The organism is Nonomuraea sp. NPDC048916 (genome assembly GCF_040649575.1).
Classification (GTDB): Bacteria; Actinomycetota; Actinomycetes; order Streptosporangiales; family Streptosporangiaceae; genus Nonomuraea.
This window is the reverse complement of sequence record NZ_JBEZFS010000006.1, coordinates 130,095-150,634: the sequence shown is the minus strand read 5'-3', so window position 1 is coordinate 150,634 and position 20,540 is coordinate 130,095. Positions and strand designations below refer to the sequence as shown.

Sequence of the window (20,540 nt, the reverse complement as noted above, 5' to 3'; positions counted from 1 at the left end):
GATAGGGTTTTCTCCTGATGGACAAGCTCTGGGCCCACCTGATCGAGGTTCAACCCGCCCCCGACCCGTGGGTCGTGGTGATCTCCGCACTCGCCGCACTCGTGATCGTCTCCGTCCGCACCTCCTGGCACCTGTCCAGAGGGCTGATCACGATCGCCCACGAGGGTGGCCACGCGCTGATGGCGCTGCTCACCCGGCGCAAGCTCGAAGGCATCCGGCTGCACTCCGACACCTCGGGCGTGACGCTGACCAGGGGCAGGCCCAACGGTCCCGGCATGGTCCTGACCGCGCTCGCCGGCTACCTCGCGCCGTCGCTGCTCGGGCTGGGCGCCGCCTGGCTGACCGAGCAGGGCCGCATCACGCTGCTGATCTGGGGCGTGCTGCTCTTCCTCGTCTGCATGCTGCTGCTGATCCGCAACCTGTACGGCGCGCTGATCCTGCTGGCGACGGGCGGGGCGGTGTTCGCCCTGTCGATGTACGCGCCGAGCGAGGTGCAGCAGGCGGCGGCCCTGGCGGCGGTCTGGTTCCTGCTGCTCGGCGGGGTGCGGCCGATCATCGAGCTGCAACACAAGCGGCGCAGGCGGCAGGCGCGCGACTCCGACGCCGACCAGCTGGCCCGGTTGACGTTCCTGCCCGGCGGCTTCTACGTGTTCTTCTTCCTGCTGGTGGCGTGCGCCTCGGTGGTGGCTGGGGCCTATCTGATGAACCCTCTCTAGCCTCCTCTCCCTTGGCGCCGTGCCGTCCGCCGGGGAACGGCCACGGCGACCCGCTCCTCGTCCTGCGATCCTCTCCGACTTCCACGCTGCGCCGGTCCGGGATTGTCGGTGCGAAGCCTTACCTTAGAGCCCGTGTCCGAACAGCCTCTGACCCTCGACGCCGCGCTCTCGGAGGAGGCGGTGCTGTCGACGTACCGCCGGATGTTCGCGGCGCTGGCCCGCGACAGCGGCGCGGTCGTCGACGATCCAGCCCTGGTCGACATCGCCGAGACGCTGTTCGCGGCGTTCGCGGAGGCGGGCGAGGAGTGGCTGACGCACGAGCAGATGCGCTTCGCCTGCCGTGCCTATCCGGGTGACCAGTTCGACAACCGGCTGCGCGTGCTCAAGGGGCTGGGCGCGATCCGCGAGGTGTTCCCCAAGCCCAACCAGCTGCGCTATCGGGCGTCGTTCACCAGCGTGGTCGGGCTGATGTTCATCCGGCGGATGATGGACGACGGCGGCCAGTCCGAGATGCACCGGCTGCTGGCGCTCGAAGACCTCAACGTCGCCGACCCGCGCACCACCATGGACGAAGCCAGGCAGAGCGCCGCCGGCCTGGCCCGCGCGTTCCGGCTGTGGGCGCTGGAGCTGATCACGCTCACCATGGGCACCATCGAGGAGCTGCGCGAGCAGGCGCCCAAGCTGTGGGGCACCGAAGAGATCGCCCGCCGGGCGCAGAGCCTGCACGGCACGATCCTGACCCGCTGGCCCGAGCTCGACCGGGTCTGCACCGACCTGCGCTCGGCCATCTACGCCTACAGCGACGCCTCCCGCCGGGCGGCCGGCCGGCTGGCCGATTCGGCGGGCACCACCCGCAACCTGACGCTGCTGCCGACCGAGACATGGCGCACGTTCACCCAGACGGCGTCCAAGGAGCGCCTCGCCTCGGTGCTCGACGACTTCGTCTTCGACGCGCCCGCGCCCTGGCACGATCCGGCGGCGATCGCCCGCGCGGTCGACGAGGCGCCGCGCCCGGCTCCCGCGCAGCCCACTCCCCCGCGTTCCACGCTGCCCGACCCCGGTCCCGAGGGCTCGCTCGACTCCTCTCCCGGCGCCGCGGTCCAACGCCTGGCGGCGGTCGCGGAGTCCCTGCTGGGGGCGTCGTCGCGGGTGGCGCTGGCCGACGTCCTGGCCTCCGACTGGCCCTCCGCCCGTCGCCTCCTCGCCGACCTGACCTCCGTCGACCTGCGTCCCGAGCTGCCCTACCGGCTCGTGTGGTCCGGCGACCTCACGATCGATCCGGCGCGCGAGCCCGCCTGGCTCTCCCACGGCCACTTGGAGCGCACCCCATGACCGAGCAGCCGCCCGACACGCCTGCCGCCCTCGCGCCGCTTCCCGAGGGCCCAAGGCACGAGCACGCCCCGGACCAGGCCACGCACGCACGAGGCCCTGACCTGCGCACACACACCCCGGACCAGGGCCTGCACGTACGAGGTCCGGAGCAGACCGCCTTGGCACCCGTTCCGGATGCCGAGGCGCATGTGCGGGCGCGGTCGGGTGGCCCGCTCCGGCTGGCCGCCGGGGTGCCGGCGCCCGCGGGCATGCTCCGGCTCACGCGTTCCGACTCCGGCGGCGAGGCGCTGCCCGTGTGGCCCGACGGGGTGACGCCGTCGCTGCTGGAGGAATACCAGGTGGCGCCGGTCCCCGTGGAGCGTTCCGGTGAGACCCGGCGGGTCCTGGCGGCCTGCCTCGCGTGCTGCTGGTCCGACCTGTCGGTGGATCCCTGGCCCGGTGCCCCCGCCCCGGTGGAGCTGGTGCTCGACACCTACCGGGCGCTGATCGGGCGGGCCGACGATCTCATGCGCAACTGGGCCATCGGGGCGCTGCGCCGGTTGCACGACTCCGCGTGGATCGTCATGGCCGACGGCCTCGTCTCGCTCGGCCCCCGGTGCGCGCTGTGGCCGGTGGAGTCTCACGCGCAGCTCAAGGAGCTGCTCCGACGCATCCCCGAGCCGGAGCGAAGCGAGCTGACCGTGGTGGCCGACGCCGACCTGGTGGCCGCGGCCCGCCCGGCGGTCACTCCGGGCACCCCGTCCGTCCCGGCTTCCCGCACCCCACGCTCTGGCACCCCAGCCCCCGGCACCCCGGCGTTGGCCGGCGACGCGCCTTCCGCGAGACCGGCGTCCGTCGCGGCGCCCGGTGACGGACCAGAGGCCGGTGACTCTGTCTCCGGCGGGGGTCCGGCGCTCGGGGGCCGGGTCGAGGGGAGCGTGGCGGAGTTCGGCGATCTGCTGGACGGCTATGACGAGCGGCGGCGGGCCGAGTTGGTGGCGGCCTTCATGGCGGTGGAGCACGCCGCCGAGCCCGTGCAGGAGGCCCGATTCGGCGCGCTGCGCGATCCGGCGTTGCGCCTCACGCTGGGCGAGATGCTGGCCCGGCGCGGGCGCACGCTGATCCAGCACAGGGAGCGCTGGATCTCGGGCTACGACGACGGCGCCGCCCGGGCGGGCAGCCGGCTGGGTGAGGGCGAGCGGGCGGTTCTCACCCTGGTGCTGGTGCACTCGGTGGCGATCCCCCGGGCGGAGGGCCTGCTGCCCGAGGACACCTGGGCGTCACCGCACCCCACACCTGCCGAGGAGCTACGACGCCACACCCAGCTGCCGATCGGCGAGTTGGAGGCGGCGCTGCGCACGCTGCGGCACGCCGGTCTGCTGACTCAGGTGAAGGCCGGCGAGGAGGCGGGCGGTTACGTGCCCGGGCCGCAGTTCCACCGGCTCACTCCGGCGGCGCGGCGGCGGTTGCAGGAGGAGCTGATCCTGGCGGCCGGGCCGCACACCCCGCTGGCGGCGGCCGTACGCGCGCGGAGAGCAGCCAGATAGCCCGGCCGCGAGAGAGCCGCGAGAGAGCAAGGCGGCGGCGACCGGGACGAGACGACCCGGACGAGACGACCGGGACCAGCAGACGACGGATGGAAGAGTGACGGGGGTTCGAGTGGCGCAGGTGGAGAACGTGGTCGGCGACCGGGTGCTGATCGCTGTGCAGGCGGTCAACATCTCACGGCTTTCGACCCATCCGGTGCCGACCGTTCCCGGCACGCTCATCGTCGTGGCGGGGGCGGGGCCCAAGGACTCCAACGGCGCGGGCAAGTCGTCGTTCATCGCCTCGATCACGGCGCTGCTGGGTGACGAGCAGTGGCGGTTCGCCTCCGGCGCCAAGGCGGTGTCGGAGCTGCTGTTCAACGCCGAGCTGGCCAGCGGCGCGGGTGCCCGCCAGTGGGCCAGCGCCGACCACGGCTACATCGTCGGCGTGTTCGGCCCTCCCGACGGCTCCCCGCAAACCCCCGGCAGCCCGGATGACGGCTCCCCGCGAGCCCCCGGCAGCCCGGATGACGGCTCCCCGCGAGCCCCCGGCGGCCCGGATGACGGCTCCCCGCATGACGCCGAACTCCTCGAGACCGACGGGCAGGTGCGGCCCGGCCATCACGCGGGCGACGAGGAGCTGTTCGCGGTGCCCGACACCTCCGGTGGGGCGGTCACCGTGTGGCTGAGGGTCAATCAGGAGGCGCCGCATCTGGAGATCCGGTGGCGCGACGGTGTGCGGCTGGCGTCGGCCGCGTCCGAGGCCGAGCGGGTGGCGCGGGCCGACGAGATCTGGGCGTCGCTGCCCAGGTCCGCCGGACGGCGTGACGTGGTGGCACGCGACCTGACGAAGGTGCTCTACGGCGACCGGGTTCGGTGCGTGTCCTTCCTGTCCACCTCGGTGCGCAGCAAGGTGGCCACCAACCTGCTCTCCCAGCCGCTCAACGAGATCTCGCCGGAGCGCGTGTTCGAGGCCATCGCGGCTCTGACCGGCCTGGACGCCGAGCTGGAGCAGGAGCGGGAGGCGCGGCGCGACGAGCATGCCAAGCGGGTGCGGGCCGCGCAGGCGCGCGATCGGCTGGCCGAGTTCGAGACGGAGTCGAAGGCGCTGCTGGGCACGTTCGACCGACGTGACCAGGCGAGGATACGCCTGGCCGACGCGTTGCGGTGCTGGCGCGGCCGGCAGGCGCGCAAGCTCGCCGACGCGGCGGCCAAGGACGAGACCCTCGCCGCCGAGCTCGACCGGCATCGCGCGGCGGGCGAGGCGGCCGGTGAGGCCATCGCCATGGTCAAGGCGGAGATCAGCACGCTGAAGGACGACACGCTGGACCGGCGGGTCGCTGAGGCGCGCAAGGAGTTGGCGGTGCTCCAGGCACGGGCCGCCAAGCTCGAAGCCGACCGGGCGGTAGCCGAAAACTCCGCCGACGAGCTGCGCGGCCGGATCCCGGCGCTGGAGGAGACGCGCCGGTTCGCCGACGGCCGCGACGTGCCGGCGGCCCAGCGGGAGCTGCAGGAGGCCCGGCAGCGGCTGAACGAAGCGCTGAAGGCCCTCGGCGTGGCCGACCAGGAGGTGAGCTCGGCGCAGGCGGCCCTGGACGACGCCGAGGGCGGTCCCGCCGCGGCCCAGCTCAACGCGTTGGCCGCCGCGGGTGTGGACGCGACGGGCCTGCTCGACGCCCTCGACGTGGCCGAACAGGCCCGCGACTACGCCCACGCGGCCGGTCCGGCACACGCCGACGATCCGCCACACGCCGACGATCCGGCAGACCCCGATGGTCCGGCACACGCGGCCGGTCCGGCAGACCCCGATGGTTCTGCAGACGCCGACGGTGCGGCAGACGCGGACGGTGCGGCAGACGCGGACGGTGCGGCCGGTCGGGGCGTTCGGACCAGTGCGGGCAACGGCGGTGCGGGGCTGGGGTTGGACAGCCTGCGGGGGTGGCCGAACGAGCACGCCGTCATCGTCGACGCCGGGCAGTTGGCGGCGGCGGCCGCGGCGCTGGGCGATCTGCCGGGGTCGGTGCTGGTCAGTGCCGCCGGGGTGAGCGTGGTGGGGGCGTTCGACGGGGTGGCGACCGGGCGCGAGGCGCGCATCAAGGCGGCCGAACAGCGCCTCAACCGGGCCCGCGACATCCAGGAGACCGCGGCGCAGGCCGTACACGAAGGGGAGGAAGCCGTCGCGACGGCGCAGCGGCGGGTCGAGGGGGCGCGGGCGGGGGTGCGGCTCGCCGAGCTGGAGGCGCGGCTGGCCGGTCAGCGGTCGAGGCTGACCGAGCTGGCCGGGGCGCTTCAGGAGACCGCCCCCGCGGTGGCCGAAGCCGAACGACAGGCGGGCGCGCTCGACTTCCGGGCTCGCACGCGCGACATGGAGATCGAGCGGCTGGAGGGACGACGGCAGCGGCACGAGAGCGAGCGTGGCCAGGCGCGCGAGCAGGAGGCGCGGGTGGGCGTCGAGCGGGAGGCGCTCAAGCTCGACGTGCTGGCCGCCGACTGGGGCGGCACCGTCGAGGCGGCGCGCGAATGGCTTCGGGCGCTGGCCGAGGAGGAGCGTCCGCGCACCGCCGAGGAGTGGTGGCGGATCGCCGAGCGTCATTTCGACCAGGCGTTGCGCGACACGTTCCCGGAGGAGGACGCCGAGATCCCCGAGGAGCTGCGCTTCCTGCTGGCCGAGCGCGGTGGGAGCACGGCGCGTGAGCAGGCGACGTTCGCGGCGGTGTGCGGGGCGCTGGCGTCCTATCTGCGGGGGCAGGAGGAGTACGAGAAGCACCAGCGGCGCCAGATCGAGGCTCAGCTCGTGTCGAGGCAGCGTGACCTGGCCGCGGCGGCCAAGGGCGCGGAGGAGGCCGCGCACTCCACGGCGGTGCACCGCGCCGCGTTGAGCGCGGCGATCAAGGCGAGGCTCACTCGGGTGGCCGAGGAGTTCGAGAAACTCGACACCGGCTACGGCGGTTACGGCGCGACGCTGGAGTTCCCGGTGCCGCCCGCGCCGGCGGATCCGGAGCAGCGCTGGCAGTGGCGGGTGACGCCCAAGTGGCGGCGCGGAGAGGGGCAGGGGTTCGTCCCGTACAACCGCAGGGCCAACACGGCGCTCATGGACGAGAAGGCCGTCAAGCTCGTGTGCGCGGCGGCGATCGCGTCGTCCGGTGGTGGTCACCTGTGCCTGGTGCTCGACGAGCTGGGCCGCAACCTGGGCAAGGAGCACCGGCGCGAGGCGGTCGCGCTGTTCCGCAGGATCGGTGAGACGTACGGGATCACGGTGATCGGGGCGCTGCAGGACGACATGGAGCCGTACGCGATCGACGCCTGCGGCCAGTACATCAAGCTGCGCCGCTCGTCCGACGCCATGCCCTACAACGAGCCGCCGGTGATCGTCGGCCACGACCAGCACGCCGACCGGGTCCGCGCGCTCGCGGCGTACGTGGAGAGACCCTGACCGGCTACCCGGCGTCCTGCTCTTCAGGTCGCCCGAGCGGTGATCAACGGCGCGACGCTGACGGAGGGGATGTGGCCGCGGGCTGCTGCCGGGGGTGTCGGACGGGCGGGCCGAGCAACTGGCGGCCGGGGCCCTGGTCGCCGACGCGGCCATGGATCGACCAGGGCGGCTCCCGAAGCCCGGATACCCGGAGCCACCGCCGCGGCACAAGGCAAGTCATGCAACCCACCCGGGGCCGGGTCATCTGATCGGCGGGCCGGTGTAGGAGGCGCGCAGCCGCAGAAGGGATCCCTTGCCGTACTCCTCCATGGCGTGGGCCAGCCAACCGGCGGTCCTCGCGACGGCGAAGACGGCCTCGCCCGCGCCGCTCACCATCCCGGCGACCGCGACGAGGGCGGCGAGCGCGAAGTCGATGTTCCGCTCGGGAAGGCGGCGCCTGCGCGCCTCGTGGAGCACGGCCTGCGCGGCGGTGACCCGCTCGTGGTCGGGCGCCGCCTCGCGCACCAGGTCGAGGAGCAGGCCGGCGCGGGCGTCGCCGTTCTTGTAGACGCTGTGGCCGAAGCCGGGGATGCGCTCTCCTCGCCGTACCCCCTCCGCGATGGCGCGCGACGCCTGCCCGGGCTCGGTCACCTCGGCCAGCAACCGCTCGGCCGCGTACGACGCGCCGCCGTGCAGCGGGCCGCCGAGCACGCCGAGGCCGGTGAGCACCACGGCGTACGGATCGGCCTTGGCGGAGGCGGCCACCCTGGCGGCCAGCGTCGAGGGCGCCAGCTCGTGGTCCGCGAGCAGCACCAGCGCGGCCCGCAGCGCACCGAGCAGGGCGGGGGTGGCGGGCCCGGGGCACAGGCGTGACCAGAGCCGCTCGGCGATCGATGCGCCTTCCGGCTCGCGCTGCGGCAGGAGGGCGTCGACCAGGCCGGCGATGAGGCGGCGGCCGGTCGCGGCGACCGACACCGGGTCGAGCTGATAACGCAGGGTGTCGGACGCGCCGAGCACGGTCGTGATCACCTGCAGCCGGTCGAGCGGCAGCAGGCCCGCGGGCAGGTCGCGCTGCGCGGCCAGCGCGGCCCGCAACGCCTCGGGCTCGGCCGCCCACCCCCGCGACTCTCCAGTCCCGGACGCACCGGCAACTCGTCCATCCTCGCGGCGCGGCGTGCCGGGGTTTCGGGTGGGTTCACCGGACGGCGTGCCGGGGTTTCGGGTGGGGGTGGAAGGGGGGAGGTGAGGGAGCGCGGCGGGGTCGCCTGTCCAGAGCCATTCGGCGACCGCTTCGAAGGTCGCGGTGCGGGCGAGGTCGAGGGCGTCGCGGCCGCGATAGTGAGGGCGGTCGAGGCCGAGGGCGGTGATGCCCGACTCGATGACGAGCTCCGGCGGCTGGCCCCGGGGCCGGCCCCGGCGGGCCAGCCGCTCGATCTCGGCCGCGTCGAACAGGCTGCGCCGCCCGTCCTCACCGTGGCGGCGCCGGAGCACGCCCCTGCTGACGTAGGCGTAGAGCGTGGCCGGCTTCACGCCGAGCCGCTCAGCCGCCGTGGCCGCGTCGATCCACTCCACGCCCTACCTCCGCAACGTTGACGAAAATCAATATTGATACACATTGAGAGGCCATGTCAACGTTGGGCCATGCCAAAAGTTCACTTTCTCGACGTGACGAACCGGGACGGCGTGCAGACCGCGCGCACCGGCCTGTCGAAGTTCGGCAAGACCATGGTCAACTTCTATCTGGCCAAGCTCGGCGTGGCGCAGTCCGAGATCGGTTTCCCCTTCCTCTTCCACGAGGTCCCGTACGTGAAGGCGCAGGTGGCGCTGGCCGAGGCGGGTGCGTTCGGCGATCTGCGGCTGTCCGGGTGGTGCCGGGGCGTGGCGCAGGACGTGGAGAAGGCGGCGCCTCTGGGCCTTCGGCACTACAACCTGTCGATCTCCACGTCGGACTACATGATCCAGAACAAGTTCCGGGGCCGTCTCGACCGCGACGCGATCATCAGGGAGATGACGGCCGCCGTCAGGACCGCCAAGGCCGCGGGCGCCTCGACCGTGGGGGTCAACGCCGAGGACGGATCGCGCACCGACGACGGGTTCCTGCTGGAGTTCGCGCTGGCGGCCAAGGAGGCGGGGGCCGACCGGGTGCGCTACTGCGACACGATCGGCGGCGACACACCCGACCGGATCCGCGAGCGGTTCGTCAAGCTGGCCTCGTCGGTGGGGATGCCGGTCGAGACGCACTGTCACAACGACCTGGGCATGGCCGTGGCCAACTCGGTGTCGGGCGCGCTCGGCGATCTCGACGCCGGTCAGGACGCATGGATCAACACCTGCGTGAACGGCGTCGGCGAGCGGTCGGGCAACGCCGACCTGCTGTCCACGATTCTGGCGTTCCGGCACGGTTTCGGGCTCGACGCGGAGATCGGTGACGCCCTCGACCTGTCCTGGGCCCGCAGGTTCGGGCTCTGGGCGGCCTACGCGCTCGGGCAGCCGCTGCCGTACAACCAGGTGGGGATCGGGCGCAACGCGTTCGCGCACGAGAGCGGCATCCACGCCGACGGCGCGCTGAAGGACCACGGCAACTACGAGCTGTACGACGAGGCCACGCTGGGCCCGTTCCCCGAGGACTGGCACGCGCGGGACGGACGGGTCGTGCTCACGGGCGAGTACGGCGGGAAGGCCGGGTTCGGGCACGTCATGGAGGGGCTGGGGGTCGAGGTGCGGGAGGAGGATCTGGCGTTCCGGCTGGTTCAGCTCTGCAACGCGATGACCGGCAGGCCCCTCACCGACGACGAGCTGCGCCTGATCGCCTCCTATCCGCGCGAGCTGTCATTGCTGTTCCCCGGATACGAGGCCGGCTGAGCACGGAGCGTCCGACCTCCCGTCTCGGCCAGGCGGGCAGGCTGATCACAGCCATCGCGACACGGCCGCCCACAGCAGTTCGGGGGCGGCCGAGGTCCTGCCCGGCCGCGCGACTAGCCTGGATGGATGGACCCTGGAAGCTATTCACTGGGACCTGACTCGGGCTCCCTTCTCATCCATACGACCCGCACCGGGCTGGGTGCGAAGGCGGGCCACGACCTGACCATCGAGGTGACCCGGTGGCGGGGTGAGGCCGTGGTCGACCCCACCGGGCCGGCCGGCTCGTCGGTGACTCTGGAGCTCGACGCCGGGTCGCTGGAGGTCAGGAAGGGCACCGGTGGCGTCAAGCCGCTCACCGACGGCGACCGGCGGGAGATCCAGAAGATCATGCGTGAGAAGGTCCTCCAGGCCGGGCGTCACCCGACGATCACGTTCCGCTCGACCCGGATCTCCGGCGACCCGGAGTCGCTCCAGGTCGAGGGCGACCTCTCGCTGGCCGGGGTCACGCGACCGGTCACCGTGTCGGGCGTGCTGGCCGGTGACCGCGTGCAGGGCACGGCCACCGTCACGCAGACCCTCTGGGGCATCCGGCCCTACTCGGGGCTGTTCGGCGCGCTCAAGCTCAACGACGACGTCACCGTACGGTTCGACCTCAGCCTGATCCCCCGGTAACCGCCTCGGCCCGACCCCCGCAGTGACCGCCGCAGCTCCCTGGCCTGGACGTCGGTCACAGGACGGTGAGGCTGGACCCGGCGCGCGTCTTGGAGACCTTGAGCTGGGCCGGGATGCGGGAGCGCAGCTCGGCGACGTGGCTGATGATGCCGACGGCGCGCCCGCCGTCGCGCAGCTCGTCGAGGATGTCGAGGACGCCGTCGAGGGTGTCCTCGTCGAGCGTGCCGAACCCCTCGTCCACGAAGAGGGTGCCGATCTCCGCTCCTCCCGCCTCCGCCGTGACGACGTCGGCCAGGCCGAGGGCCAGCGCCAGCGAGGTGATGAAGCTCTCCCCGCCCGAGAGCGTCGCCGGATCACGGTCGATGCCGGTCCACCCGTCGGAGATCCGCAGCCCGAGCCCGCCGCCCGAACGCCCGCGCGCGCCTGCCGTCTTGCGAAGGTCGTGGCGGAGGAGGTAGCGCCCGGCGGACATGTGGTCGAGGCGCTCGTTGGCGGCGTCGACCACCTGCCTGAGCCGCTCGCCGAGCACGTACGACGACAGGCTCATGCTCCACTGGTTGTCGCTGGAGGTGCCGCTGGCCAGCGCGGCGAGGCGCTCGGCGAGCCTGTGCCGGTCGGCGGCGGGCTGCCAGAGGTCCAGGCCGGCGGCCAGCTCGGCGTGGAGTTCGTCCAGCCGCCGGGCCCTGGCCTCGGCCCGGTCGAGAGCGGAGGCCAAGGCGGTGTGCGCCTGCTGGGCCGCGTCGCGCTCCGCCTCGATCGCCCGCAGGTCGGGCACCGGCTCCTCGGCCGCCGCCAGCAGCTCGGGGTCGGCCAGCGTGCCGGACACGGCGGCGTACTGGTCGTCCAGCCGCCGCAGCCGCTCGGCCTTGCTCTCCAGCTCGGCAGGGGTCCTGGCGGCGTCGGCGACCTCGGCGACCTCGGCGAAGCCCGCCTCCAGCGTCGCCCGCTCGGCCGCCTCGGCGGCTCGGACCCGCTCGTCCTCCGCGGACGCGGCCAGCCGGGTGGCCTCCAGCGCCTCACGCAGCAGCTCGGCCTCGTCGCTCAGCCTCGACAGCCGCGCGGTGAGCGTCGGATCGTCGCCGCGGGCGCCGTCGAGCCGCGCGGTCAGCCTTCCGGCGTCGCCGCTGAGCTCCTCCTGGCGGGTGCGGCAGGCGGCCAGCCTGGCCGTGACCCTGCGTGCCCGCTCCTCCAGCGAGACCCGCTCGCGGCCGAGCCGCGCCGCCTCGGCCGCGAGCTCCGGCTCCCCGGCCGCCGACGCCCTGAGCCGGCGCAGCTCCCGTTCGGCCGCCTCCAGCACATCGACGGCCAGGACAGCGGGATCCGGCTCACCCGGGCTGGGCTGGTCGGCCTGGACGTCGGCGCCCAAGCCGACCGGGCCGGCCTCGTCGGCCTGGAGGCCGGCGGCGGCGCGTCCGGCCTGGGCGCCGGTGGGCCGTGGGCCGGTCAGGTCGAGCGAGTCCTGGGGGTCGGTGTCCGGGGTGAGGAGCAGGCCGCTACGGGTGAGCTGGACGGCGAGGCGGGAGCGTTCGGCCTGGAGGTGGGTGCGGTGGGTGCGGTGGGCGGCGAGGTCCTCGGCGAGCTCGCGGGCGCGGTCGGTGACGAGCTCGCGTTCGGCCTCGGCACGGTCGAGCTCGGCGGCCAGCGCGGGCTCGCGGGCGGCGATCGCCTCCAGGCGGGCGAGCTCCTGCTCGGCCTGGAGGACCGCCGCCTCGGCGGTGTCGACGTCGAGGCCGCCCGTGGCCTCGACGGCGTCGGCGTGGCGGGACTCGAGGGTGGCGAGGCCGCGTTCGGCGGCCTCGCGCTCGGCCAGCGCCGCTTCGTGGGCGTCTTCGGCGGCCAGTTCGTCGTCGGCCGAGGGGGCGCTGGGGGCGGGCGAGGCCGGATCGGGATGGTGGTCGGAGCCGCACACGGCACAGGGCCGGCCGTCGGACAGGTCGCGGGCCAGCTCGGCCGCCATGCCGTCGATGCGGGCCTGGCGGATGTCCAGCCATTGCTCCCTCAGGCCTTGGGCCCGGTCGACGAGCGCCTGGTGGGTGGCCGCCGCCGCCTCCAGCTCGCCGGCCAGAGCGTCACGGCGGTGGGCCGCGTCGCGTAGGGCCCGGGCGGCATCGAGCGTCGCGGCCGCCGCCGGGATGGCCGCCGCCTCCGCGCGTGCTTCGGCCAGTCGCCCGGCGGCGTCGGCGAGCCGCTGGGGCAGCTCGGCCTCGGCGGCGGCCACTTCGGCCTCGCGCTGTGCCAGGCCGTCCAGCTCGGCGTCCAGCCGGGCGAGCTCGCGGTCGGCGGCGATCAGCTCGGTCGCGGCGGCCCGCACGGCCTCGGCCGCCGGGATCCTGGCGGCGTCCAGGCGCGCCTGCTCGGCCCGGTGTTCGGCCTCGTCCATCAACCCGGGCAGGGCGGCCAGCCGGGTGGCGGTCGCCTCGTCCTCCTCGGCCAGCCCGGCGAGCTCCTCCTCGGCCCGCAGCAGGTCTCTCCGGATGACCAGAAGCCTGGCCTCCTCGGTGAGCAGCTCGGACAGCCGCGCGATCTCCGCCTGCCGCTGCCTCTCCATCTCGGCGAGCCGCTCCGGCGCGACCCGGCCGTCAAGCCGGCCCGACCCCCCGCCGGACGCGGGGCCGGACGCGGGGCCGGACGCGGGGCCGGACGCGGGGCCGGACGCGGGGCCGGATGGCGCCGCAGGTGCATCAGGTCTGGCACCACCGGGGCTGTCGGGTGAGGTCGCTGGACCGCCGGGCCGGGTCGGCCGGTCGGTGGGCCCGGTCTTCGGGGTGTGGTCGGCACGGTCAAGCAGCGGCCGGGCGCGGGCCACCGCGTCGGACGCGAGCGCGTGGGCCTTGGCCGCGGCCTCGGCGCGTTGCCTGGCGGCCGTGATGAGCGGGAGGACCCGGCCGGCACGGGCCGCGTCGTCGAGGATCGCTTGGAGGTCGGCTCGCTCGTCCGCGCGTTCGTCGAGGGTGCGGCGCAGCGTGAGCGCCTCGGCGTGGCGGCGCTGCCGGTCGGCCAGCGCCGTGGCCTGCTCGAACCTGAGGCGTGCCAGGCGCGACGCCCGCTCGGCCTGCGCGTGTCCTTGCGTGCGCGTGACGACCACCGCCCGGGCCGCGTCACGGAGCGCTCCGGCCCACCCCAGCGGATCATCGTCGGCCGACGGCAGCTCCTCTCCGGTGTCGCCGGCCGCTTCCTCCAGGCGTTGGAGGGCGAAGTCGACCTGCCGGCGCAGATCCTGCGCATCGCGCCAGGTCTGCTTGCGGTGCTCGGCCAGCCACGACTCCGTCTGGGTGAACACCTTGACCGTGAAGAGGCGCTCAAGGAGCTTGCGGCGGTCGTCGCCGTCGGCCCGCAGGAAACGGGCGAAGTCGCCCTGGGGCAGCATGGCGACCTGGCAGAACTGGTCGGAGTTCATGCCGAGCAGCCCGCCGATGAGGTCGCCCGCCTCGTCGGCCCGCGTGGTGAGCCCCTGCCAGTCGGCTCCGGAGCGCTCCTCGACGATGACCTTGGCCTTCTCCTCGGTGAAGCCCGTCCCGCGGAGCTTGGGCCGCTGCCACGCGGGAGAGCGCTGGATCCGGAGCAGCCGCCCGCGGACGGTCACCTCCAGCGTGACCGACGGGCCGGCGGATGGGGCGGCGTGGTCGCAGCGCAGGGCGCGGGCGCTGTTGCGCTGGCCGGGCACCTGCCCGTAGAGGGCGAAGCAGAGCGCGTCGAGGATCGTCGTCTTGCCCGCGCCCGTGGGCCCGTGCACGAGGAAGAGGCCCGCCTGCGCCAGCGCGTCGAAGTCGACCGTCTCCGAACCGGGGAAGGACCCGAACGCCGTCAGGGAGAGCCGGTGCGGCCGCATCTACGCCATCGTCTCCTTCACCCGGGACGCCTCGATCGCCTGTCTTAGCAGCTTTTCCTCGTCGGCCGCGGCAGGCTCGCCGCGTACCTCGCGGACGAAGTCGAGCGCGACCTCCGCCTCCGGGCGCCCGCTCAGCCGCACGGGCTGGGGCGATGGAGCCCCGCCCTCGGGGTCGAAGGAGAGCGCCAGCGTGTGGGGGAAGCGGGCGCGCAGCCGGTCCATCGCGGACTTGGGGCGGACGGGGTCGGTCAGCACCACCTGGAGCCAGTGGTCCTCGAAGCGGGTGTGGGAGGGCGAGGTCAGCAGGTCGTCGAGGTGGCCGCGCAGCCGGCCGACCGGCCGCGGCACCGGGGCGGGCACGAACTCCACGCCCGACCCGAGCGTGACCAGCCACGAGCCCTTGACGTGGTCGGCCTCGGAGAACGAGTAGGCCAGCGGGGAGCCGGAGTAGCGGACCGTCTCGGACATGCGCTGGCGCCCGTGCAGGTGGCCGAGCGCGACGTAGTCGACCCCGTCGAAGGCCGACAGCGGCACGTGGGCGACCCCGCCCACGCTGATGTCGCGCTCGCTGTCGCTGGCCTGGCCTCCGGTGACGAAGGCGTGGGCGAGGACGACGGATCGGCCGCGGCGCGCGGCGTCGTCGCGGACGCGGGACATGGCGTGGGTGAGCGCGGCGGTGTGACTGCGGTCGGGCAGCTCCCAGGGCGTGCGGACCAGCTCGGGCTCGAGGTAGGGGATGCCGTAGAACGCCACGTCGTCGATCAGCACGGGCTCCCAGGCCCGGGACGGATCGGTGCGCAGGTGCACCCCCGCGGCGTCGAACAGCGAGGCGCCGAAGCCGAGCCTGCGCGCGGAGTCGTGGTTGCCGCTGATCAGCACGGTGCGGGCGCCCGCGGAGACCAGCCGCCCGAGCGCCTCGTTGCACAGGGCCACCGCGTCGACCGGCGGCAGCGCCCGGTCGTAGACGTCGCCGGACACCGCCACCACGTCGACCCGCTCGGCGCGCACGGTCTCGACCAGGTGGTCGACGAACGCCGCCTGGCCGTCGAGCAGGCTCTCGCGGTGGAATGAGCGCCCGAGATGCCAGTCGCTGGTGTGCAGGATCCGCATGTCGCAGGAAGCTAACAGTTCTCACCGACAAATGCGGCCTCATGCGCCTCACCAGCGAGGAGTAGGCTGAATGATCGACGGGCAAACCAACGCACATGGGGAGGCCGATGCGCACTGGCCGTGGCACCTTGAGCGTCGCAGCCGGTCTGGTGCTGGTGGCTCTGGCGTCCGTCGGTTACGTTCTGCCACCCGCGTTCGACCCTCCACCGCTTCGGGCCGATCAGGAGTTCCAGGCGTTACCGGCGCAGCCCCCGAGCGAGCTGCGCCCGGTGGTGGCGGTCGATCCGATCAGCCGCGAGGAGATCTCCGTCCCCGCCGAGGGCCAGCACCTGTACGGAACGGTCCGGGCGCCGCTCACGCCCGGCCGGCATCCGGCGCTGGTGTTCGTGTCGGGGTCGGGCAACGGCTCGCGCACCGAGTTCACGCCGCAGGCGGAGTTCCTGGCCAAGGCGGGTGTGGTGACGCTGGCGTTCGACAAGCGGACGGTGGGCTACAACTTTCGCGACCGCGACTTCGGGCTGCTCGCCGACGACGCGCTGCGCATGGTGGAGCACCTCGCGAAGCGGCCGGACGTCGATCCGGCACGCATCGGGTTATGGGCGGTCAGCGAGGGCGGGTGGGTGGCGCCGATCGCCGCCGCGAAGAGCTCCGCGGTGGGGTTCACGGTGCTGGTGTCCTCGCCGAACGTCTCACCGCTCCGGCAGGTGGCCTGGGCGTTGAACGAGCAGTTGCTTCGCCTGCGCGCCCCGATCGGCGTGCGCGACCTGCTGACCAGGGCGATGGGCGGGATCGGGTTCGACTTCCTGCGTTACGACGCGATGCCGGCGCTGCGCCGGATGAGGCAGCCGGTGCTGGCCCTCTACGGCGCGACCGACCCGTCCATCCCGTTCGTAGAGTCCACCCGGGCGCTGACCACGGCGCTGGCCGAGGCGGGCAACGACCAGTACACGATCCGGTTCATGGCCAGGGCCGACCACGCCATGCGGGTCAACGGCGGCGACTTCGCGCCCGGCTATCTGGAGACGCTCACCAACTGGATCACCGATCTGCCGGGCACGGCCGCGCCCGGGGTGCGGATGGCGGGCACCACGCCGGTGCAGCGGTTCGAGGCCAGCGACGTGCCGGCCGCGCCGTGGTACGCGGGGGGCACGATGCTGGGGCTGACCATCTGCCTGGCCGCCGTCGGCTACGTGGCGGGCCCCGTCGCCGTCATGCTGGTACGGCTGCGCGGCCGGCCGCCCGCGCAGGTCGAGGCCAACGCCAGGCTGTGGCCGCCGATCAGGCGCAGGCTGAGCCGGATGGCGTGGACCGGGCTCGGGCTGCTGCTCTCGGTGGTGGCGTTCATCATGGTGCTGGTGCTGTTCTCGGTGAACCAGGCCGGGGCCTGGCCCGCGGTGCTGGCGGGTTGGCTGGTCGTGCGCGGGATGGCCGTGCTGATGCTGGTGCAGGAGGTCACGGCGGTGGCGGCGGTCGTGGCGGCGCTGCGGGAGGGCATGCGGCTGAGCCTGTGGCAGCACGTGGCGATCGCGGGGGTGCTGGGCGGCACGGGGTTGCTGCTGGTGGCGGCGGCCTACTACGGGTTGTTCTCGTTCCCCTGGTAGACGTGGCCGCTTCGTCCGCTAGCCGTGCCGGTCCGCCGCACCCGGCCCGACATAGGCGGTCAGCCAGCGGTCGATCTCGGCGAACACCTGCTTGCGCACCGGCTCGCTCGACAGCACCAGGTCGTGCACGCCGTCGGGGATGCGGACGCAGGTGACGTGCGGGCCGAGCGAGGTGGCCCAGCGGGCGATCTGGCGGGGGTCGAGCACGATGTCGGCCGAACGGGCCTCGGGGACGAAGTCGCGTACCCTCAGGCCCCTGGCCGAGGCCAGGACGAGCACCGGCGCGTCGACCGCGAGCCCGGCGTGCAGGCGGCGCTGCGCGCGGCGGACGGCGGCCAGCCACATGGCGTGCACGGAGAAGCCGCCGAGCGGCTTGAGCTCCAGGTCGTAGTCCCATTCGCCCTGCTCGGAGCGGTGCAGGGTCTGGCCGTAGACGGTGCTGACGCCGAGGGGCAGCGGCCGGCTGGTGTAGGAGAGCGGCGTCTTGAGCAGGTCGGCGGCCAGGCGGAGCGGGGTGGGCACGTTGAGGTCGAAGAACGGGCTGTTGAGCACCAGTCCTTGCACGAGGCCCCGGCCGCGGACCCGGTCGGCCCACAGCGGGGCGATCAGGCCGCCGGTCGAGTGGGCGTTGATGGTGAGCTCGTCGTGGTCCTGCCGGATGATCCGGACGGCCTCGTCGATCTCCGGGAAGTAGTCGGTGACGCTCCTGATCAGGCCTCTGGTCTGGTGCGGCAGCAGCGACCTGCCGTACTTGCGCAGGTCGAGCGCGTAGAAGTCGATGCCGCGGTCGAGGTAGTGCTCGGCCAGGTGGTCCTGGAAGAAGTAGTCGGTGAACCCGTGGAGGTAGAGCACCGCCCTGCGGGACGACCCGGCGCGCCGGGAGACCAGCGTCGCCACGACCTCGCCCTCGAAGTCGGACGGCATGGGCAGAACGGTGATCTCGTACATGCTAGACACGATAGGGATCGTCCGGCCAGGACGGTACACCGTCCGGCAGATCCCGGCTGACCTTCATCGGGAAGCCGGCCGGCCGCTTCTCCAGGAGCGACGTCACGCCCTCGGCGGCGTCCGCGGAGGAGCCCAGCTCGGCCATCAGCCTGGAGTCGGCCGCGTGCGCCTCCCACGGCGAGGTCGCCGACAGCCCCGACCACATCAGCCTGCGGACGGCGGCGACGGAGATGGCCGAGGTGTTGCCGGCGATCTCGCGGGCCAGCGCGTAGGCGGCGGGCAGCAGCTCGTCCGCCGGATAGAGGCGCGAGACGAGCCGGGCTTCGTGGGCCTCCGAGGCGGGGAAGACGCGGCCCGTCGCGGCCCATTCCATGGCCTGGGCGATGCCCACGATCCTGGGGAGGAACCAGCTGGAGGCGGCTTCGGGCACGATGCCGCGGCGGGCGAACACGAAGCCGAACTTCGCGGTGTCGGCCGCGAGCCTGACGTCCATCGGCAGCGTCATCGTGACGCCCACTCCGACGGCGGCGCCGTTGATGGCGCCGATGACCGGCTTCAGCGACCGGGCGATGCGCAGCGCGACCGTGCCGCCGCCGTCGCGCGGGTAGCCGTCGACGAGCTCGCCCTCGTAGCCGCCGTGGTCTCCGCGGGCGAAGGTGCCGCCGCCCCCGCTCAGGTCGGCGCCGGCGCAGAAGGCCCGGCCGGCGCCGGTGACGACCACGGCGCGCACGTCGTCGTCGGCGTCGGCGAGATCGAACGCCTCGATCAACTCTCCGCGCATCGTCAAGGTGAAGGCGTTGAGCCGGTCCGGACGTTTCAATGTGACGGTCGCGATCCGGTCCGCCACGGCGTACTCGATCTCAGAGAAGGCCATGACCGAATCTTATTCGGTCATTGATGTTCACCCTCATATAACGACATATTTCGTATTAAAGCCGTAAGCTGCCTCCTCGATTCGGCCTAACGTGGGCCGCGTCCAGCGGGCCACTTCAGGTAGCGGAGTTCGCGCCTACGGTGGGGTCGCGGGGGAACGGGGATGGCGTGAGGCAGGCAACGGAACCGGCGAGCGCCGGGGAGGTCCTCGGCTGGCTGGTGCTGACGACGCTGGTCCCCGGGGCCGCACATCTGCGGGCCGGATGGCGGCGGACCGGGCTCGCGCTGCTCTCCTGCTACGCGGCCGGGCTGCTCGCGTTGCTCGCCGTCGCGCTGACCACCGACAACCTGCTCGGCATGCTGACCGAGGACAGCTGGCTCATCATGATCGCCACCGGCTCCGCCGTCCTGGGCCTGGCGTGGTTCGCCCTGGTCGTCCACTCGTACGTGGTGCTCCGGCCCAACGCGCTCCCCCAGGGCGGGCAGGCGCTCACGGGCACGCTGGCGGGGCTGCTGGCGATCGCGGTGGTGGTGCCGTTCGGCATGGTCGCGCAGTACGTGTGGACCTCGAAGCGGGCGCTCGACGACATCTTCGTCGCCCCCGAGCCCGACCCCCGGACGGAGGAGCCGGTGCGGCCGGAGAACCCGTGGGCGGGGCGGCAGCGGGTCAACATCCTGCTGCTCGGCGGCGACGCCGACGACCACCGGGTGGGCCTGCGCACCGACAGCATGAACCTGGCCAGCGTCGACGTGCGAACCGGCGGCACGGTGCTGATCAGCTTGCCGCGCAACCTGGAGAACGTCCGCTTCCGGCCGGGCACCCCGATGGCCCGGCGCTTCCCCGGCGGCTTCCGGCTGCCGACCGACCCCGGCGGCGGTCGCAGCGACCTGCTCAACAGCGTCTGGGAGTACGCCGACGCGCACCCGGAGATCTTCGGCGGAAAGCGGGGCCAGGGCCCGAAGGTGCTGATGGACACGATCGGCTACACGCTGGGCCTCGACGTCGACTGGTACGCGCTGGTGAACATGTGGGGGTTCGCCCGGCTGATCGACGCGATCGGCGGCGTCACGCTGCGCGTCGAGCGGGACGTGGTGTTCGGCAGGTACAACGAGGGCCTGGTCAAGGAGGGCACGCGCAGGCTGAAGGGCGCCGACGCGATGTGGTACGCCCGTTCGCGGACCAACAGCGACGACTACACCAGGATGCGCCGACAGCGGTGCGTGCTGGGCGCGCTGCTGGACCAGGCCGATCCCGGCACCGTGCTGACCCGGTTCAACCAGATCGCGCTGGCCACCAAGGAGCTCATCAGGACGGACATCCCGCGGCCCATGCTGAAGCATCTGGTGCCGCTGGCGCTCCAGGCCAAGAACGCCAAGGTGACGAGCATCCAGTTCGTGCCCCCGCTGATCTCCACCGGCTACCCCGACTGGGAGAAGATCCGCAGCCTCACCGCGAAGGCGATCCGCGACTCCGGCGACACGCGCCCGGCCGCGGCCTCGGCGTCCCCTTCGCCGACGTCGTCGCCAACCTCGTCACCGAAGAACACCTCGAAGAGCACCCCGGCGAGCACCCCGGCCAGCAGCCCGGCGAAGTCGGCCACGCCCGCCCCCACGACGGAGCTCACCGAGGGCTGCGGAGTGCTGTGACGAGCCGCGCTCCGGCACACCACCGCCAGGCGG

Annotated in this window: 13 protein-coding genes; 8 read left to right on the top strand and 5 right to left on the bottom strand. The window is 73.4% G+C overall.

Translation table 11 applies throughout. The features are described 5' to 3' along the window. Positions 1 to 17: 17 nt before the first annotated feature. The 4 genes from AB0C16_RS07965 to AB0C16_RS07950 all read left to right on the top strand — a co-directional run bounded on the left by AB0C16_RS07965 (position 18) and on the right by AB0C16_RS07950 (position 6,986). The gene (locus AB0C16_RS07965) at positions 18 to 716 is read left to right on the top strand and encodes a M50 family metallopeptidase (RefSeq protein WP_357680158.1); all 699 of its coding nucleotides are present in this window, start codon (positions 18 to 20) and stop codon (positions 714 to 716) included. 132 nt (positions 717 to 848) lie between these two features. Further along, positions 849 to 2,048: a hypothetical protein gene (locus AB0C16_RS07960; protein ID WP_357680156.1), complete on the top strand. Its 1,200-nt coding sequence runs from the start codon at positions 849 to 851 to the stop codon at positions 2,046 to 2,048. Then, positions 2,045 to 3,574, top strand: coding sequence for a hypothetical protein (locus AB0C16_RS07955; RefSeq protein ID WP_357680154.1), 1,530 nt, complete (start codon positions 2,045 to 2,047; stop codon positions 3,572 to 3,574). Before AB0C16_RS07960 ends, AB0C16_RS07955 begins: the two co-directional genes overlap by 4 nt. Before the next feature lie 97 nt (positions 3,575 to 3,671). Beyond that, the gene (locus AB0C16_RS07950) at positions 3,672 to 6,986 is read left to right on the top strand and encodes a chromosome partitioning protein ParA (RefSeq protein ID WP_357680152.1); all 3,315 of its coding nucleotides are present in this window, start codon (positions 3,672 to 3,674) and stop codon (positions 6,984 to 6,986) included. 240 nt (positions 6,987 to 7,226) lie between these two features. Here the strand turns inward: AB0C16_RS07950 and AB0C16_RS07945 are convergent, their stop codons facing one another. Continuing rightward, entirely contained in the window at positions 7,227 to 8,537 is a 1,311-nt protein-coding gene (locus AB0C16_RS07945; protein ID WP_357680150.1) for a citrate synthase, read from the bottom strand. 69 nt (positions 8,538 to 8,606) lie between these two features. On the opposite strand from AB0C16_RS07945, the gene AB0C16_RS07940 reads away from it, so the two are divergent. Beyond that, complete coding sequence (locus AB0C16_RS07940; RefSeq protein ID WP_357680148.1) at positions 8,607 to 9,827, top strand: hypothetical protein; 1,221 nt, start codon at positions 8,607 to 8,609, stop codon at positions 9,825 to 9,827. Positions 9,828 to 9,953: 126 nt separating this feature from the next. Beyond that, positions 9,954 to 10,499 (top strand): YceI family protein, encoded by a 546-nt coding sequence (locus tag AB0C16_RS07935; RefSeq protein ID WP_357680146.1) that lies wholly within the window; start codon positions 9,954 to 9,956, stop codon positions 10,497 to 10,499. A 55-nt stretch (positions 10,500 to 10,554) separates the two neighbouring features. Here the strand turns inward: AB0C16_RS07935 and AB0C16_RS07930 are convergent, their stop codons facing one another. Together AB0C16_RS07930 and AB0C16_RS07925 are read right to left on the bottom strand one after the other, a co-directional pair. Continuing rightward, positions 10,555 to 14,328, bottom strand: coding sequence for an AAA family ATPase (locus AB0C16_RS07930; protein WP_357680144.1), 3,774 nt, complete (start codon positions 14,326 to 14,328; stop codon positions 10,555 to 10,557). Beyond that, positions 14,329 to 15,438: an exonuclease SbcCD subunit D gene (locus AB0C16_RS07925; RefSeq protein ID WP_357680142.1), complete on the bottom strand. Its 1,110-nt coding sequence runs from the start codon at positions 15,436 to 15,438 to the stop codon at positions 14,329 to 14,331. Between the two features lie 107 nt (positions 15,439 to 15,545). Here AB0C16_RS07925 and AB0C16_RS07920 point away from each other — a divergent pair, with 107 nt between their 5' ends. Next, positions 15,546 to 17,039, top strand: a complete 1,494-nt coding sequence (locus AB0C16_RS07920) for a prolyl oligopeptidase family serine peptidase (protein ID WP_357680140.1) — start codon at positions 15,546 to 15,548, stop codon at positions 17,037 to 17,039. Positions 17,040 to 17,057: 18 nt separating this feature from the next. Here the strand turns inward: AB0C16_RS07920 and AB0C16_RS07915 are convergent, their stop codons facing one another. Together AB0C16_RS07915 and AB0C16_RS07910 are read right to left on the bottom strand one after the other, a co-directional pair. After that, positions 17,058 to 17,987 (bottom strand): alpha/beta hydrolase, encoded by a 930-nt coding sequence (locus AB0C16_RS07915; RefSeq protein ID WP_357680138.1) that lies wholly within the window; start codon positions 17,985 to 17,987, stop codon positions 17,058 to 17,060. A gap of 1 nt (position 17,988) precedes the next feature. Further along, positions 17,989 to 18,861 (bottom strand): enoyl-CoA hydratase-related protein, encoded by an 873-nt coding sequence (locus AB0C16_RS07910; RefSeq protein ID WP_357680136.1) that lies wholly within the window; start codon positions 18,859 to 18,861, stop codon positions 17,989 to 17,991. A 167-nt stretch (positions 18,862 to 19,028) separates the two neighbouring features. On the opposite strand from AB0C16_RS07910, the gene AB0C16_RS07905 reads away from it, so the two are divergent. Beyond that, positions 19,029 to 20,507 (top strand): LCP family protein, encoded by a 1,479-nt coding sequence (locus tag AB0C16_RS07905; protein ID WP_357680134.1) that lies wholly within the window; start codon positions 19,029 to 19,031, stop codon positions 20,505 to 20,507. Positions 20,508 to 20,540 lie beyond the last annotated feature (33 nt).